At 44.4% G+C, this 15,559-nt stretch carries 8 protein-coding genes and 1 pseudogene; 1 reads left to right on the top strand and 8 read right to left on the bottom strand.

All coding sequences use genetic code 11. From position 1 onward, the window contains the following. Positions 1 to 4: 4 nt before the first annotated feature. The 6 genes from QUA44_RS19855 to QUA44_RS19830 all read right to left on the bottom strand — a co-directional run bounded on the left by QUA44_RS19855 (position 5) and on the right by QUA44_RS19830 (position 8,728). Complete coding sequence (locus tag QUA44_RS19855; RefSeq protein ID WP_333276675.1) at positions 5 to 2,830, bottom strand: adenylate/guanylate cyclase domain-containing protein; 2,826 nt, start codon at positions 2,828 to 2,830, stop codon at positions 5 to 7. Positions 2,831 to 2,887: 57 nt separating this feature from the next. Then, complete coding sequence (locus tag QUA44_RS19850) at positions 2,888 to 4,444, bottom strand: PAS domain-containing sensor histidine kinase (protein WP_333253589.1); 1,557 nt, start codon at positions 4,442 to 4,444, stop codon at positions 2,888 to 2,890. Continuing rightward, a complete protein-coding gene (locus tag QUA44_RS19845; RefSeq protein ID WP_333253591.1) occupies positions 4,441 to 4,977 on the bottom strand; it encodes a Rab family GTPase in 537 nt (178 codons plus the stop codon). The genes QUA44_RS19850 and QUA44_RS19845 overlap by 4 nt, the downstream gene beginning before the upstream one ends. Positions 4,978 to 4,979: 2 nt before the next feature. Next, the gene (locus QUA44_RS19840; RefSeq protein ID WP_333253593.1) at positions 4,980 to 7,811 is read right to left on the bottom strand and encodes an OmpA family protein; all 2,832 of its coding nucleotides are present in this window, start codon (positions 7,809 to 7,811) and stop codon (positions 4,980 to 4,982) included. A gap of 6 nt (positions 7,812 to 7,817) precedes the next feature. Further along, positions 7,818 to 8,426, bottom strand: a complete 609-nt coding sequence (locus QUA44_RS19835) for a hypothetical protein (RefSeq protein WP_333253595.1) — start codon at positions 8,424 to 8,426, stop codon at positions 7,818 to 7,820. A 170-nt stretch (positions 8,427 to 8,596) separates the two neighbouring features. Next, a complete protein-coding gene (locus tag QUA44_RS19830) occupies positions 8,597 to 8,728 on the bottom strand; it encodes a hypothetical protein (RefSeq protein WP_333253597.1) in 132 nt (43 codons plus the stop codon). Between the two features lie 957 nt (positions 8,729 to 9,685). Here QUA44_RS19830 and alaS point away from each other — a divergent pair. Next, complete coding sequence (gene alaS / locus QUA44_RS19825) at positions 9,686 to 12,337, top strand: alanine--tRNA ligase (protein WP_333253600.1); 2,652 nt, start codon at positions 9,686 to 9,688, stop codon at positions 12,335 to 12,337. 384 nt (positions 12,338 to 12,721) lie between these two features. Here alaS and QUA44_RS19820 read toward each other — a convergent pair. Then, positions 12,722 to 14,086, bottom strand: a pseudogene (locus tag QUA44_RS19820) (IS4 family transposase). Between the two features lie 217 nt (positions 14,087 to 14,303). Then, positions 14,304 to 15,404 (bottom strand): alpha/beta hydrolase, encoded by a 1,101-nt coding sequence (locus QUA44_RS19815; RefSeq protein WP_333309870.1) that lies wholly within the window; start codon positions 15,402 to 15,404, stop codon positions 14,304 to 14,306. Positions 15,405 to 15,559 lie beyond the last annotated feature (155 nt).

Below are 15,559 nucleotides of genomic sequence, written 5' to 3'. Positions count from 1 at the left end.
ACTTTTAGTCATCAGCCAGATGACTTATGACTGATGAGCTGCCTGATTTCCGGCCAATGAGAATATAAGTTTTCATTCCCCCTTTGCCTTTAACTTCAATCATTCCTCTCTCCTGAAATAAATATTTATTTTCCAACAATTTATAAGTAGTTTCGCTCACTTGAATCCGCCAAGGCAAACCCTGAGATTCCATGCGGGAAGCAATATTTACCGTGTCGCCCCATAAATCATAAATAAACTTCTTTATACCAATCACTCCGGCAACAACCGGGCCACTATGAATGCCGATACGGATGCTAAAATATTTATTATGGCTAGCATTAAATCGGGCTATTTCTGCTTGCATATCTAGGGCCATTTGGGCGATCGCATCTGCGTGGTCTACCCTGGGTTCAGGCAGTCCTCCTACTGCCATATATGCGTCGCCGATGGTCTTGATTTTCTCTAAACCGTGCCGTTCGCACAAAAGGTCGAATCCTGAGAAAATCTTATTCAGGAGTTCCACAAGTTCGATCGGATTCATGACGGCAGACAAAGCAGTAAACCCCACAATGTCTGCAAACAAAACAGTCACTTCCGGAAAGTATTCGGCAATAGTAGTTTCGTTTTGCTTGAGGCGTTCTGCTATTGCCTTGGGCAAGATATTTAACAGCAGCTTTTCTGATTTTTCTTGCTCTTCCCGCAGGGCATCTTCTGCTTGCTTGCGTTCCGTAATGTCGTGGTAACTCCAGACTCGGCCGATAATTGTATCTCCCAGCCGCTGCGGTTGCGAATAGCGTTCAAAAAATCTGCCGTCTTGAAATTCCAACAAGTCATAACTTTCAGCTTCAGGCTGCTCGTAAAGCGATTCTATTCTCTCTTGAAATGCTTGGGGGTCTTTGAGTTGGTTCAGGACAAAGGCGATCGTTGTGGGATCGTCTCGCAGTGCCATCACTTCATTAGGTATGCCCCACATTTCCACAAATTGTCGATTGAAAGTGACGATTTTTCCGCTCCTGTCAATCGCTAAAATACCGTCCGCAGTAGAATCAAAAGTTGCTAGCAGCAGGGACACAGATTTTGCTAGGGCGTCTTCCGCCATTTTTCGAGCAGTAATGTCTCGCAAAATAGCGCGAATCGCTACTAGCGAACCTGCCGCAAATTTACAGCTTATGCTGCCTTCAAGCAAAATTATTTCATGATATTTAGTAATAAACGTTAGTTCAATCGAGTCGGGATACAATGTATTTTCATTTACCGTTTTTTGGGTAATAGCTTTATAAAATATATCCAGAGACTCTGGGGAACTGTTGGGATGAATGATATCAAAAATAGTCATTTGAGCAATTTCTGCTTCGCTGTAGCCCAGAGTTTCCCGCCCAGCCCGATTTACATACAAAAAATGACCGTCGGCTCCAATACTTTGAATTAAGTCCGTAGCATTCTCAAATAAGTCTCGCAGTTGTTCTTCACTTTGCCGCAAAGCTATTTCCGCTTGCTTGCGCTTGATAAATTGACCGATTTGGCTACCGATTGTTGCCATTGTCTGGAGCAATTCTTCATCAAAACACTGCACTTCGCGACTGAATAAAATCATCACCCCCAAAACAGACCGGGCAGATTTTTCCGGCTCGTAGCCGCCCAAAATTGGGAAACCAAAAGCTCCGTGCAGTCCTTCTTCTGCAGCAATTTCTCGGCGCAGACAACTGTCGCTTTTTGTGACATCTGCAATCCACTGAGAGGAACCGCTAGCCCAAACTAAACCGGGCAATCCTTCCCCAAATGCACAAGTCATTTGTTCGGTAAATTCGGCAAATTTGGTGATAGAAACTGAGCGTTTTGTCCAACTGGCGACGCAGCGAAGCAAATTGGGGTCGGAAACCGCAGTTATTCTCTTAGTTTCTGACAGCAGTTTTTCCCCAGATTCTGGCATCCAAAGTTCGGCAGTATCCCATCCCAAGCTGTCACAAATTACGGGGAGAATTGCTGCTATAGCTTTTTTGATTGTTTCGGATGCCGACAGGATGCGAGTGGTGATGTACTGAGTTATTTGTCGCTTGCGAGCCCGCTGTCTATCTGTGACATCGCGGCCGATGTAAACGAAATCTTGAAGGGCGGGCCCAGAGCCAGAAATACCTTTAATATCAGTCGAAATCGCCGTACAGGAAAACGAAACTGTTAGCTTTTCTCCGGTTTTTGCCGTGCAAATTACTTCGGCGTTAGTTGGCAATTGTTGAGGCTCCTCTTGGCTGACTGCTTGCAAAGAGGAGCCAAAAGCAGCAAGAGCGTCTATTTTCTGGCCTACTAATTCTGATTCACTGTAACCGAACAAATCTTGAGCCGCTTGATTGACTTTTTTAATCTTTCCCGAGGCTGTTGTTACCAACAAAACTTCGGCCATTGAAGTAATAATTTTTTCAACATAATTATTAGTAGCCGCTAAGGTACTCAATAAAATATCCATTTCATTGGTAGCTTGTACTAGAGTTTGTTCTAAAGCCATCCTATCAGTTACGTCTTCAAAAAATATAATTAATCTCTGATAATTCTCGTCATTGGTGAAATCGACGATATACATATCAAAATAAAGCCTCGAATCATTTCCTAATAACCGGGTAATCGCTTTGAATTCAAAATTTGGCAAACGTTTTTCAAAAATATCAATTAAAATTTCTTCCGTTCCCACCAATTCTGGAAAGGGAATGCGGACATCGTTGCCGGCGACTACTTCGTCGGGAGAGTCGGCAAATCGCTGAACTTGCAGAGAGATTTCTTGGATTAAAAAGTTTTTATCAAGTGCTAGGTACTCCAAGTGGTGGGGAACTAACAGTTTTTTTAACATGGTTTTCATGTGAGATTTTTAGTATTGAAGGCGCCCTCTGGCTCAAATTATCTAAAATCAATCTATTTATCTCTGTTTCTCAAAGGGAATTCTGACTATAAAGGTAGTGCCTAACCCTATCTCGCTGGAAAATTCGATTTGACCTCCGTGCAAATCTACACAGTGCTTGACTATGGATAAACCCAGTCCTGTACCGGGTATTTTTCCGATATTTTTGGCTCGATAATAAGATTCAAACAGTTGTTCTTGGTCTTCTATAGGAATGCCTATGCCTGCGTCTTTAATTTTAAATATAGCTTCTTCATTATTCTGACAATTTAATTCAAAATAAATATGGCTGTCGAGGGGCGAATATTTGACAGCATTTGACAGCAAATTTGTCAAGATGTGCCGCAGCAATTTTGGATCTAGTGCGGGCAACTGTTGCGTTTCCTGCGAGTCGGTATCATTTTGTTTCGCTGGCGTAACTAATTCTTGATAAATAAAGTTAATTGTATGATTTTTTCCATAACTAATTTTAATTGATTCTACTAACTCGCTGCAAATTTTTTTTAAGTCAACTGGTGCGGGATAGAATTCGAGTTTTCCTGCTTCGGCGCTGCTAAGCAACCGCACGTCATCTAATAGCTGAGCCATTTGTTGAGATGCTGATTTAACGTGTTGCAGGTATTGTTGTTTTTCCGCGTGGGTGATTTCGTCGCCGTAGTCTTGGAGGATTTTAGTAGCAAATAATACTGTACTTAAAGGATTGCCAAATTCGTGAGCGATCATCGAGAAAAAACGAGATTTTACCTGTCTGAGTTCTTGCTCTTTTGCCAAAGAGCGGCGAATTTCTATTTCTTGTTGTTTGCGTTCTGTGATGTCCCTGCCTATATAAATGAAATTGTAAAGTCCCTCTAATTCTGTCTGAATTGCCGAACAGGAAAATTCTACCCAAATTTCTTCTCCTGCTTTAGTAGTGCAGACTATTTCTAGTTCTCTACGAAGCTCTTTTTGAGACAAAATATAGCGGTGGCGAGCTTGATAAATTAATTTTTCTTCTACCACTATTATGGAGAGGGGGTTGCCGAGCAATTCTGCTTCGCTATACCCAAATAACCATTGTGCAGATTGATTGATTGTTTTAATAGTTCCTAATGTTGTTGTCACCAACAAAGCATCGCCCATCGAACGAATAACTTTATCTATATAATCTTTAGAAGCGGCTAAGGCACTAACCAAAAGATTAGCTTCATTCGCCCTCTGAATTAACGATTGCTTCATCACCATATTTTCGGTGGTATCTTCAATCAAAATTAGCAATTTACTTAGCACATCTTCTTGTTCTTCTTCATATTTGATAGCCAACATATCAAAGTATAAAGGGCGGTTCGGCTCGGCAAACCGAGCGATACCTTTGACTTCAAAGCCCGGCAGCCGTCCCATAATGATAGACATGAGGATATTTTCAATGCCAATCAGTTCGGGAAAACTCAGGCGAGCATCTGCACCGGGTATAGCGTCGCCCGGAATATCGGCATAATGCTGCACTTCGGGGGAGGTTGCCTGAATGATAAAATGGTGATTGACTACAAAATACTGTGTTTGTCGCGGGCCTAACAGCTTTCTTAACAGGGGGTTCATACTTGTTCTACCATTGTGTAAGCTAGTTTGTAGAAAATTTCGTCAACGTCTTTGCCTGTTTTAGCAGATGTCGTGTAAACTGCTATTACTTTGTCTTGACCTATCGAATGGGATATTTCCACTAGCAGCGCCAATTTTTCCTCGTCAATCAAGTCTACTTTGTTCAAAGCGACGATAATTGATCCTTTAGGATTGACTGAAGAAAAAAGCTGAATGTGTTCGGATATTCGCTCAACTGTTTCTGAGCGGCTGACATCGGCAACGATTAAAACGCCGCTAGCTCCCTGCAAGTAAGTCGGTGCAATTCTTTTGAATTTTGTATGCCCTTCTAAGTCCCAAATCAGCAACTTTGCTGTGACGTTTTCTTGGTGTTTTATATTTTCTAATGTAATAATTTTGCTGGAAATTTTGACTCCGACAGTGGAGAGGTACTCGTCGCTGAATTGCCGATCGACAAAACGGCGGATTAGGCTGGTTTTGCCCACGCCAAAATCGCCGATCATACACATTTTTTTAGCTATAGTAACTGACATAATTATTTACTGTTTATGGTCTTAGTTATTGGTTCAAATACCACGCATCTGCTCAAAAGTAGTGGTTGATTGGGTTCTACGCCGTCGGGTGAATTGGGGCTGGCGATCGCTTGGAGGCGCTTGGGGTCAGCACCTTGACGCACTAAAGCATCTCGCACTGCTGCGGCACGCTGGAGCGACAACCGTTGATTTGTGGCAACTTCGCCAGTTCGATCGCTGTGCCCAATTATCTTAATCTGTTTTTGAGGATATTGATCCATGAAATTTTTGACACTGGCGATCATTTCTCCGTATGTTGAGTCTAATGTTGCCGTTCCTTGCTGGAAGTAGATGCGGGTGGTAATTTTCAGCGGGTCTAATTTAACAGTGCTGATGACTGACTGAACACCGGGAATTTGCTTCAGGGACTGAGCTATTTTCTGTGCGTCTGCACCGTCTATAACTGTGCCTTCTACTGTAACTTTGCGATCGCCATAGCGACTAGAAATAGAAACGCCCTCCCTCTGGTTCAAAACAGCGGTAATCCGCTGCACCTCGCCCGCTGTCAAAACTGGATCTGGGGGGACATCTACAGCGATAATTTGATTGTCTAATTTCATATTTGGTGCAGTTGATGCGGCTATTTGTGCGGCTTTTGCTCGCAATTCTGGATTCGGCAATTTTCCGGTTAACTTGAGAGTGTTGCCCTCAACGTCGGCGCTTAAGCGGTAAACTGCTAATTCCGGGGTCGATGCTAAAGCTAAAGCGGTATTTGCTGCAAAGGGAAGGTCGATGCTGCGGCGGTACTGATAAATTCCCCAAGGTACTAAGATTAAGCTCAAGGCGGCTAAACTGATAGCAGCTAGGGCGATCGGGGGTTTTGTTGATTTTTCCCTTTGCAGCGGGTCGAATAAATTTTTTATGAACGGGTGCAGCGACTCCGGTATAGTACCAGGATCGCCGTTAAACTCGTGAATTACTTCAGCATAATTAAGGATGAGATTAGTAACGGTTTGTCGCAGTTTGTTGATGAACGAGTGTGGCGGTTCTCCTTTGATCACGACTGCCATGTAGCAATATCCCGCTACTTCTAGCATAATTTTTGAGTCGCCGTATTCAATTTGATTGAGTTCGGAAACTTCTCCGGGCTGCACGATGCACTCGTTAACAAAGCTGCGAATAGCTGTCAGCATTCCTGCTACCATTTCTGATTCTAACTGGTAGCTTTCTGAGTTTTGAACTTCGGAAATAACCAAGCCTGATGCTTTGTGAATTAAGAATGCTGCTTGGATGGTAAAGGGTACTGATTCTTTGAGGATTAATTCGGCTTCGGAGACTCCTTGTACTTTGGAGCGAATTTTGCGCTGAACTCCTTCGACGCTGAGGGCATTTGACACTTTTTCATTGATTGTCTTGATAGCTTCTGCCATGTATCGGGAAATTGTACTGCCAATTACGGGATAGAGCGCATCCACCATAGAGTCGCGTTCGAGTGCTATTTGGGCTGTAATCGCTTTGCCCATTTCCGGGGCGAGGGCTTGAGCGATCGACTCTTGGTCAAGGCGAATTTGCTCTTTAATTGCCAGACCAATTTCTGGGGCGATCGCCTTAGCAATATCCGCTGGCGAATTCACTATTTGTTGAGCAAGGGCGTCGGGCAGCAATTCAGCGATTGCCGAACTCATTGCCGACTTATTTTCCACAGTTTTTGCCCTAATCACTTCGTCAATAATTGGCCCGATCGCCTTGACAACTTCTTCTCTGGAATCGGCAATTTTGCGGCTGAGAATTTCTGCTATCCAAGGCAGCATCAACTCAATCAACTCTTGGGGATCGTAGATTTGGTGCTCCAGTTTTCCTAATTTATCGTCGATGCTTGCCATCAGGTGGCGCACCCCCGGCAAATCGTTTTCTGCCAGCAGATTTTTCACTTGCTCGATATCCGACATTTGGGAGCCGAAAATTAGACTTTGCAGCCTTTCCATCGCGCTGTCGGCTTCATTTAAATCCTGTTTAATTTGGCCTAATATTTCTCCTGGCTGCGATATCGGTGTCGGCTGTTCTACCAAGTTTGGCATCGATTGAAGCTTATGAACCACCGGATCTAAATATGCAATTTCTGGTGACTTTGAGACTGTGGAAACTATGAAGTCATTGTAAATTTTCGAGGATTTTGACTCGGTTTCGGGAGGGGAAACATCTTGTTGCCGATCGAACTCTTGAAATTTTTGAGCCTCTACTTCCTGTAGAGAATCTTTCATTGTCAAGTTAGACAATTCTTCGACAGGCTTTGATTCCTCCTCCAAATCCGGCTGGGCGATCGCGGAAACATCTATAGTTTTAGCTGAGGAATAGTCTTTTTCCAGTTCTGAAGTGTTGAGTTTGTGAGTAGCGAATAGCAAACTTTTGAACTCGTCTGCAACAGACGGGGAATCGCCAGACTCCGGTTTACGATCGCCAGTTTCGGGTACACTCGCTGCAACTTCCTCTTGCTTTTCTGAGGAAATACCTAAAAAATCCATCAACCCGCCGAGGGCCCCAGCTCGATCGTTTTTGTCTCTGCTGTCACCTTCGGACTCTGGATTTTGCTGCGCTGCAATTTCCTCTGGCTCTGCGGAGGAAATACTTAACAAATCCATCAACCCGCCGAGGGCCCCAGCTTGATTATTTTCGTCACTGCTGTCATCTTCGGGATCTGCATTTTGCTGCTTGGAAGCCGCAAAGATTTTGAGATCTACTAACAGATTCAGCAAGGGTTCTAGCTGGGTTGCTGCATCAGCAGCAGACTCGTCAGGTTGAGAAACAAAACCCTCTAACTCATTTTCGTCAGCCGGATTTTCTTTCGGTAAAGCCATGCGTTATTATCCGTGATGGTGGCGCTCCGGCAACAGAAATTCGTTATTTAACTTATTATCCGCAACGCCTTTAAGTTCGGGCACAAATTCTGTTCCTTTGAGCCTCATACCGAGTTCAAACAGAATTTCTGCCATGTCGTCTCTGGAAACTTTAACATCTCTGAGCATAGAAAAGCGACGATCGAGCTCTTCAAAAACCTGTGTTTTCAAAGTGCGGGTTTCTTCAGATAGTCGCTCTCTGGTTTGGGAGAGTTCGTCGCGAAGCGAATTGGTTTGATTGTCTATAGCCTCGTCGAGGGCTTCCATGCTGCTGGAAAATTTGCGGTTAACGCGATCGACTTGCTGACGGATGTCTGCGCTTTCTTCTTGGGTGTTTGAGGTGAGCGATTTAACTTTCTTTTCTAACGAATCAACTGCAGCCCTCATTTCTCCTGAAAGAACTGTTTTTACTTGTTCGATGCGAGTTTGCATATCTTGCTGCATCATGGACAAGTCGGAATCTATTTTATCGAAGCGGTTATCGTATTCTCTAAGCTGCGCTCCAAAAATTATATCGCGGATCTGGTCGATATTTCCCAGCCGTTCCCGCATTTCTTCTTTAGTTATTTCGGCCATGCTTTTACCTCGAATCTCCTAAAATTGTGAGTTTAAGAACTGTGCTAGTGATTTACTACCGTTGTTGGTGGCACTAGCTTTTTTGAGTGGGCGGGCTTTTATTTTTTGAACTCTCACCCCTGCGTCGGGGATGGGATTTTTTAGAGTCTTGACTCTAAATATCCTGAGATTCAAATTTTTGAGCCTGGTCTTGTCACCAACAATGGCGATTTGCTATCCTTGCCTTGCAGCAAGCTCATAGAAGCGTAGATTTTGCTGCTATACAGCACAGCGCGGTAGGTTTTAATGTCTTGTACTGACATATTCAATCATATCGCATCTTGACAGTGCCTCATACCACAGCGCTTGACCCCCGGCAAAAAGCGGGCGGGCGCTGGCCCACACGTCCCATTATATATAATATATAACTAAAAAGCTGCACAGATCGCTCGCCGATCGGCTCCGAGGGATGTTGCCTTTGGGCAGAAAGCACTTATACAGTCGAACTCTGCCTCTCTCCTCCTACGATCGCCCTATAAAAATTCATAGGGCCCGATCGACAGCGATCAGACCCAATAATATGAGAGCTTTGTTTTTTCTAACAAACGAGATGTGTTTCCGGTTGAGAACTTTTACTTACTAGGGTTTACAACTTGTGCAGCTTTACTTTTAATCCGCAACTACAACTAAGTCTGACTCGACTGCGGTTTGGCTTGACTGCGCGATCGGCAGTTTGCCACTATTGCAAGTTGTGTTCGGTTAATTTCTGCTGCGTCTGGGAATCTAGACCGGAGACACCATGCCTATAACCTCGAACTTTGTTTCTAAGTATAGCGACCTCCTGTTTTTTTCTGTCCCGGTGTCTATTATTAAGTTAGCACGAGCTTTGGGAGGAGTAAAGCACATTTTGCAAAACTTGATAGGTCTTTACATTACTAAGTATAATGATATGAATATCCACATAGATGTAAGTTAGGACTCACGCACTCCGAACAAAGAAACCGGGTTTTTTCACCGAAATTGACGATTTTAAGCAAATACGGTTCAGTTAACACTGTTGATTCCCCGGAGATCCCCCTAAATCCCCCGAAAGCAAGGGGGACTTTGAGAGCTTTCTTGTTCCCCCCTTAAGAAGGGGGGTTAGGGGGGATCGGGCTTAATTGAACCGTATTGGATTTTAAGCAAGTATTGTATTTGAAAAACCGGGTTTCTGGACATCCGTGCGTAAGTCCTATAAATTATATTGTTGCGACATCTTTACATACTTAACAATTTTTGTCATGTCTATTTCTCCTAAGTTTCTCAGTGGTAGCGAAATCCGCGAAACCTTCCTCCAATTTTATGCCGATCGCGGACATAAAATATTACCGAGCGCTTCTTTGGTGCCCGAAGATCCGACAGTGTTGCTGACGATCGCCGGAATGCTACAATTCAAGCCGATATTTCTCGGTCAACGCGCCGCCACTTCGCCGCGCGCCACCACTTCGCAAAAGTGCATCCGCACCAACGACATCGAAAACGTGGGCCGCACCGCCCGCCACCACACGTTTTTTGAGATGTTGGGCAATTTCAGTTTTGGGGATTATTTCAAGAAACAGGCGATCGCCTGGGCTTGGGAACTTTCCACCGAAGTTTTCGGTTTACCAGCGTCCAATTTAGTTGTGAGTGTTTTCCGAGAAGATGACGAAGCCTTTGCGATTTGGCGCGATGAAATTGGCATTCCGGGCGATCGAATTCAACGCATGGGAGAAGCAGACAATTTCTGGCAATCTGGCCCCACAGGCCCCTGCGGCCCTTGTTCCGAGATTTACTACGATTTTCATCCAGAAAGAGGCGATAATATCGACCTCGAAGATGATAGCAGGTTTATCGAATTTTATAACCTGGTTTTCATGCAGTACAATAAAGATGCAGAGGGCAATTTAACACCGCTGCAAAATCAAAATATTGATACTGGGATGGGATTGGAACGGATGGCGCAAATCCTCCAAAAAGTCCCCAACAATTACGAAACAGATTTGATTTTTCCGATCGTCCAATCGGCGGCGGAAATTGCCGGAATTGATTACCACAATAGCGATGAAAAAGTCAAGGTTTCGCTGAAAGTAATTGGCGATCATATTCGGGCTGTGGTGCACATGATTGCGGACGAAATTCGTGCGTCGAATGTTGGTCGCGGTTACATTTTGCGGCGGTTGATTCGGCGGGTGGTGCGCCACGGGCGACTGATTGGAATTCAGGGCGAATTTACGGTGCGGGTGGCTGAAAGTGCGATCGCCCTTTCGGAAGCAGCGTATCCCAACGTGCGATCGCGGGAAGCTCAAATTAAGGCAGAATTGGCAAGGGAAGAGGCGCAGTTTCTCAAAACTTTGGAACGCGGAGAGAAGCTGCTGGAAGAAATTGTCGATCGCACAAAACAGCAAGCCAACCAACAAATCAGCGGTCAAGATGCCTTCACGCTTTACGATACCTACGGTTTTCCCTTAGAACTGACACAAGAAATTGCTGAAGAACAGGGAATAACTGTTGATTTGGATGGCTTTGAAGTCGCGATGAAGGAACAGCAAACTCGCGCCAAAGAAGCTCATCAAACTATCGATTTGACGGTGCAGGGCTCATTGGATAAGTTGGCTGAGACTATCCAAGGAACTGAGTTTGTCGGTTATACTGCATTGTCGATTTTAGCTGAGATAAAAGTTATCTTAGTTGACGGTAAATCTGTGGAATCAGCACAGGCGGGAACTGAGGTACAAGTTGTGTTGAATCAAACGCCGTTTTATGCAGAATCCGGCGGACAAACAGGGGATAAAGGTTATTTGAAAAGCGGAGAGAATGGCGAGGGTTTGTTGGTGAGAGTTGATGATGTGAAGAAGGAATCGGATTTCTTCGTGCATTTCGGCTTGGTGGAACGGGGAACGCTAAAAGTTGGCGATAGTTTGACTGCGAAAATTGACAATAGCGGCCGCCGCCGAATTCAAGCTAACCACACAGCAACTCACTTATTGCAAGCAGCTTTGCGGCAAATTGTGGATGATTCAATTTCGCAAGCTGGTTCCCTGGTATCGACAGACAGATTGCGCTTTGACTTCAATTCTCCCCGCGCTGTGACAGCAGAAGAGTTGGAGAAAATTGAGGACTTAGTTAATAGTTGGATTGCGGAAGCCCACGCTGCGGATGTTGCGGAAATGCCGATCGCCCAAGCGAGGGAAAAAGGCGCTACAGCCATGTTTGGCGAGAAGTACGGCGACGTGGTGCGGGTAATCGATTTTCCGGGCGTTTCGATGGAATTGTGCGGCGGAACTCACGTCAACAATACGGCTGAAATCGGGCTGTTTAAGATTGTTTCCGAGGCGGGGGTGGCGGCTGGTACTCGCCGGATTGAGGCGGTTTCGGGCCAAGCTGTTTTGGACTATTTGAATGTGCGTGACAGGGTTGTGCGCGATTTGGGCGATCGATTTAAGGCGAAGCCGGAAGAATTGCCCAACCGGATTACTAATTTGCAGAATGAGTTGAAGGATACTCAGAAACAGTTGGCTGCTGTGAAGTCGGAATTGGCGATCGCGAAATCTGACCAGTTGTTAAATGCGGCTGAGGCGCTCGGTGAATTCAAAATCATTGTAGCTCAATTGGGAGATGTGGATGCAGAAGCGCTGAAAACTGCGGCGGAAAGGTTGCAGCAAAAGTTAGGAAATGCTGCGGTTGTTTTGGCTTCGGTTGCTGATGTGGATAAGGTTAGTTTGGTGGCTGCTTTTAGTCCTGAAGTTAATCGGAAAGGATTGCAAGCTGGCAAGTTTATAGGGGGAATTGCTCAACTTTGCGGCGGTAAAGGCGGCGGGCGGCCTAATTTAGCCCAAGCTGGAGGACGCGATGCAAGTAAGTTGCAGTCAGCGTTGGAAAGTGCCCGGAATTTGTTAGTTGAAGGGTTGGGTTAGTCTGGGTTTTCTGTAGGAAACAAAAACTCTTTGTATCTCTCGTTTATCGCCGAGTCTCGATCCCCCCTAGCCCCCCTTAAAAAGCTATGCTTTATAAACATCTTTCTTAACAATAAATTTGACAAAAGTAACTACTTGTGTAAGAGCGATTAGGGATATCGTTTCTGATAAAATACGAATTCTTCTGCAAAGAGTGTTGATTGATATCTCTCTCTTTCAATGAGTTTTCTCAAGCGCTCTTGGGGTTTTTCCCAAGAGCACATTTTGGACAAACAGAATAAAATGTTTTTCTGCCATTGGCTCACGGCGGCGCGAGCAAAATTATCACTTATCTCATCAACACAATTTGTGATCACAGCTATTTTACCCTGAACAAATACCAATTTAAGTTGTTTTTAGTTGATTAAATAGCAGCCAACCCATCGTAATATCATTCAATCTTCTCAATCCACGCCACAAAGTCTTAACTCCTGGAACACCATCATGTTTCCGTCCCAAAAAACCTCCCAATTTAGCAATCCAACCAAACGCTTCCCCTCAAGTCGGTGGGTAATAATGAGGATAAATTTTGTGATAAATTGTTGCATAAAGAGCCTGCCATTCTGGAGGTTCTAACATAAGTTCACAACTGGCATCAGTCGCGAGCCGAGCTTCATAAGTAATATAAAGCAAACAGCTACAATAGAATAAGTAGCTCAAGCCATTTCTAACCTTTTTGCTGTTTCTAATTGTAGCTCCTCAAGACCACAACCACTTTTTAATACATAATGATAACGCTCAATCAACCAAGGATAACTATACCATCTCACATAAGTAGTCACATCCTCAATACAAGTAATAGGTAAACTTGTCACCAACCACCACTCAATTGCTTCTAATTCAGATGGTGGTTGTGATTCTCTGACTAAAACAACTTGCAGTTCAATCGGATTTAATTGTTCTTTTTTAGCACGATGCAAGCGGTGGTTGAATAGTTAAAGTCTGATACCGAATAGTTAAAGTTGCCAGTCGAGATGGTCGAGTGGGATTGCGTTTCAATTCCACACTCATTGTGACTTGTGGCTCCCTCGATTCCATCTCTTCTTTAAGATGGTTCGATCAAGACTCTAAACATCTGTTTTGAGTAGCTCGAATCAAAAAATCTGCTGGCTCACGGTTGGCACAGGCAAACAAGTCATAAAAGTCCGCTTCTCTATCGGCAATTGTGACTACTTGTTGTGAATCAGGGATGATAGATGACGTGTTTTTTAAAGCATCAAGCCATCTTTGACTTTCTTTCTCTTCAGTTGATTTTTGAGAACGTTGAGCAGCTTTACCTAAAGATTTTATGTCTCTAGCCCACACATATTGGTCGATAATTCCTAATGGTAGCCCCTGTGTTGTTGCTGCCAAAGTTGAATGTACTTTCAATCCCCGAGCATATTTATTATCAAGATATCCGACTCCTTTGACTGCTTTATGAGTAGTGTAATTTAATTCGGTTGTATCTTGTATTGCCCAGATAATTGGATGATTTTTAATTCTTGAAAGCGTCGCATCTACGTGTCCTCTCCTAAGCTGATCTGGTTTGATGTATGGTGAATCCCAGAAATCGTAAGTAGCCTTAGTTTCTGCCCATGTACCACTAGCTTGAGGTACACTGGATGTTGGTTTATCACTCAAGTTAGAGACAATTTTCATGAATCTATTTGTTCTTCTTGCGTCTCCCAATAGAGTTTTTTCTAATTCTTGCCTTACCCATTGATTGATCATTTTAACCTGACTCCTTGGCGCTCGCACGCTCCTTGAGTAGCACAGATGCTAATTTTTCTCAAATTTATTGTTAAGAAAGATGTTTATAAAGCATAGCTTAAAAAGGGGGGACAAGAACTTGCTCAAAGTCCCCCTTCTTAAGGGGGATTTAGGGGGATCTCCGAGGAATAAACTGTTTTAACTGAACCTACAGGATTTTAGCTCACATTTTTAGTTAGGAAATTCCAGTGCTGAATGCCCTAACAGCTTCGGCAAACTCTTGGTTATGTTCCATTAATGCCATGTGTCCTCCTCGCTTGATAGTAACTAGCTCTGCTTGAGGTAATTCTGCTTTCATCCGCAGGCTAGCTGGGGGGGTAGTTGCGATATCTGAATCGCCGCATATCACCAACACAGGAATATCAATCGATCGCAAAGTTTTTGTTTCGTCAAATTTGAACATTGCCAGCGTGCCGCGAGCCAGAACCCCGGGAGAACCCAAGGCTGATAATAAAGCGGAGAACTCTAATTGACCGCGCGTTTCAGTGCCTTTAAATCCCGATAATTCTACACTGATGTGCAGTGAACCATTGAGATAGCTCAGCCAAGTCATTGCCCACAAAATGGGTTCCAGAGCTGCGGCGAGGTAGAGAATCGGTTCCAGCAGCGGCTTCTGCAAAGCGCGCAATAAACCGCTAAAAATAGAGGTTTTGACGGGATTAGTATAAGTGGTATCTACGAGAATTAAACCAGCTACTCGACTACCGAGAAGTTCTGGGAAAAGCCGACAGAATGTGAGAGAAATCATGCCGCCAATGCTGTGTCCGAGTAGGATAACAGGTTTATTTCCTGCTAGGGCAATCACGGCTTCGAGATCGCGGGCAAATTTTTCTAGGGAGTAGTCGCTGTTTTTTGGTCTAGTGGATTTTCCCAAACCTGGAAGATCCCAAACAATCACTCGGAAGCGATCGCTAAGTTGCCGTTTCACATAATACCAAACCATACTGTTCGGCCCCCAACCATGTGAGAGGATAATCGGCTGTCCGTCCTCTGGGCCGTAGAATTCTACTTGTAAAATAGTGCCATCAGGCCTCTCTACCCGCTGCACCGTACCCGTCCGCGTCGGCTTGGGTTCATCAGCACCGGGGCGGCGGAACAACGGCAAACTGATAAAGCGGCCACCAACACACCAAAGAAGCATCAAGACTCCGCTGACTAAGTAGGAAATCCCTACAAGTGCGCCGATGTACCATTCGTAAATAATGTATATACCTCCGCCAAGTACGCCGATGGACAGCAGTCCCACCAGCCATAGGAACAGGAAATTGAAGGGCATGAACGGCATAAGCTGAAACCTTGGGTAGGATTTTGGTTGCGGATTCAAACAGAATCATACTTAGGTTAGGCCACAGTCGGCAAGGGGTAAGTTAAGCTCTTAATTTGTGCGCTGGTGGAATTTCTTTTATTGATGTGCCCAAGTAATCATAGGAT

It is taken from the genome of Microcoleus sp. N9_A2, assembly GCF_036701775.1.
Taxonomy (GTDB): Bacteria; Cyanobacteriota; Cyanobacteriia; order Cyanobacteriales; family Microcoleaceae; genus Microcoleus.
The sequence above is the reverse complement of the archived record's forward strand: the minus strand, read 5'-3'. Positions and strand labels throughout refer to the sequence as shown.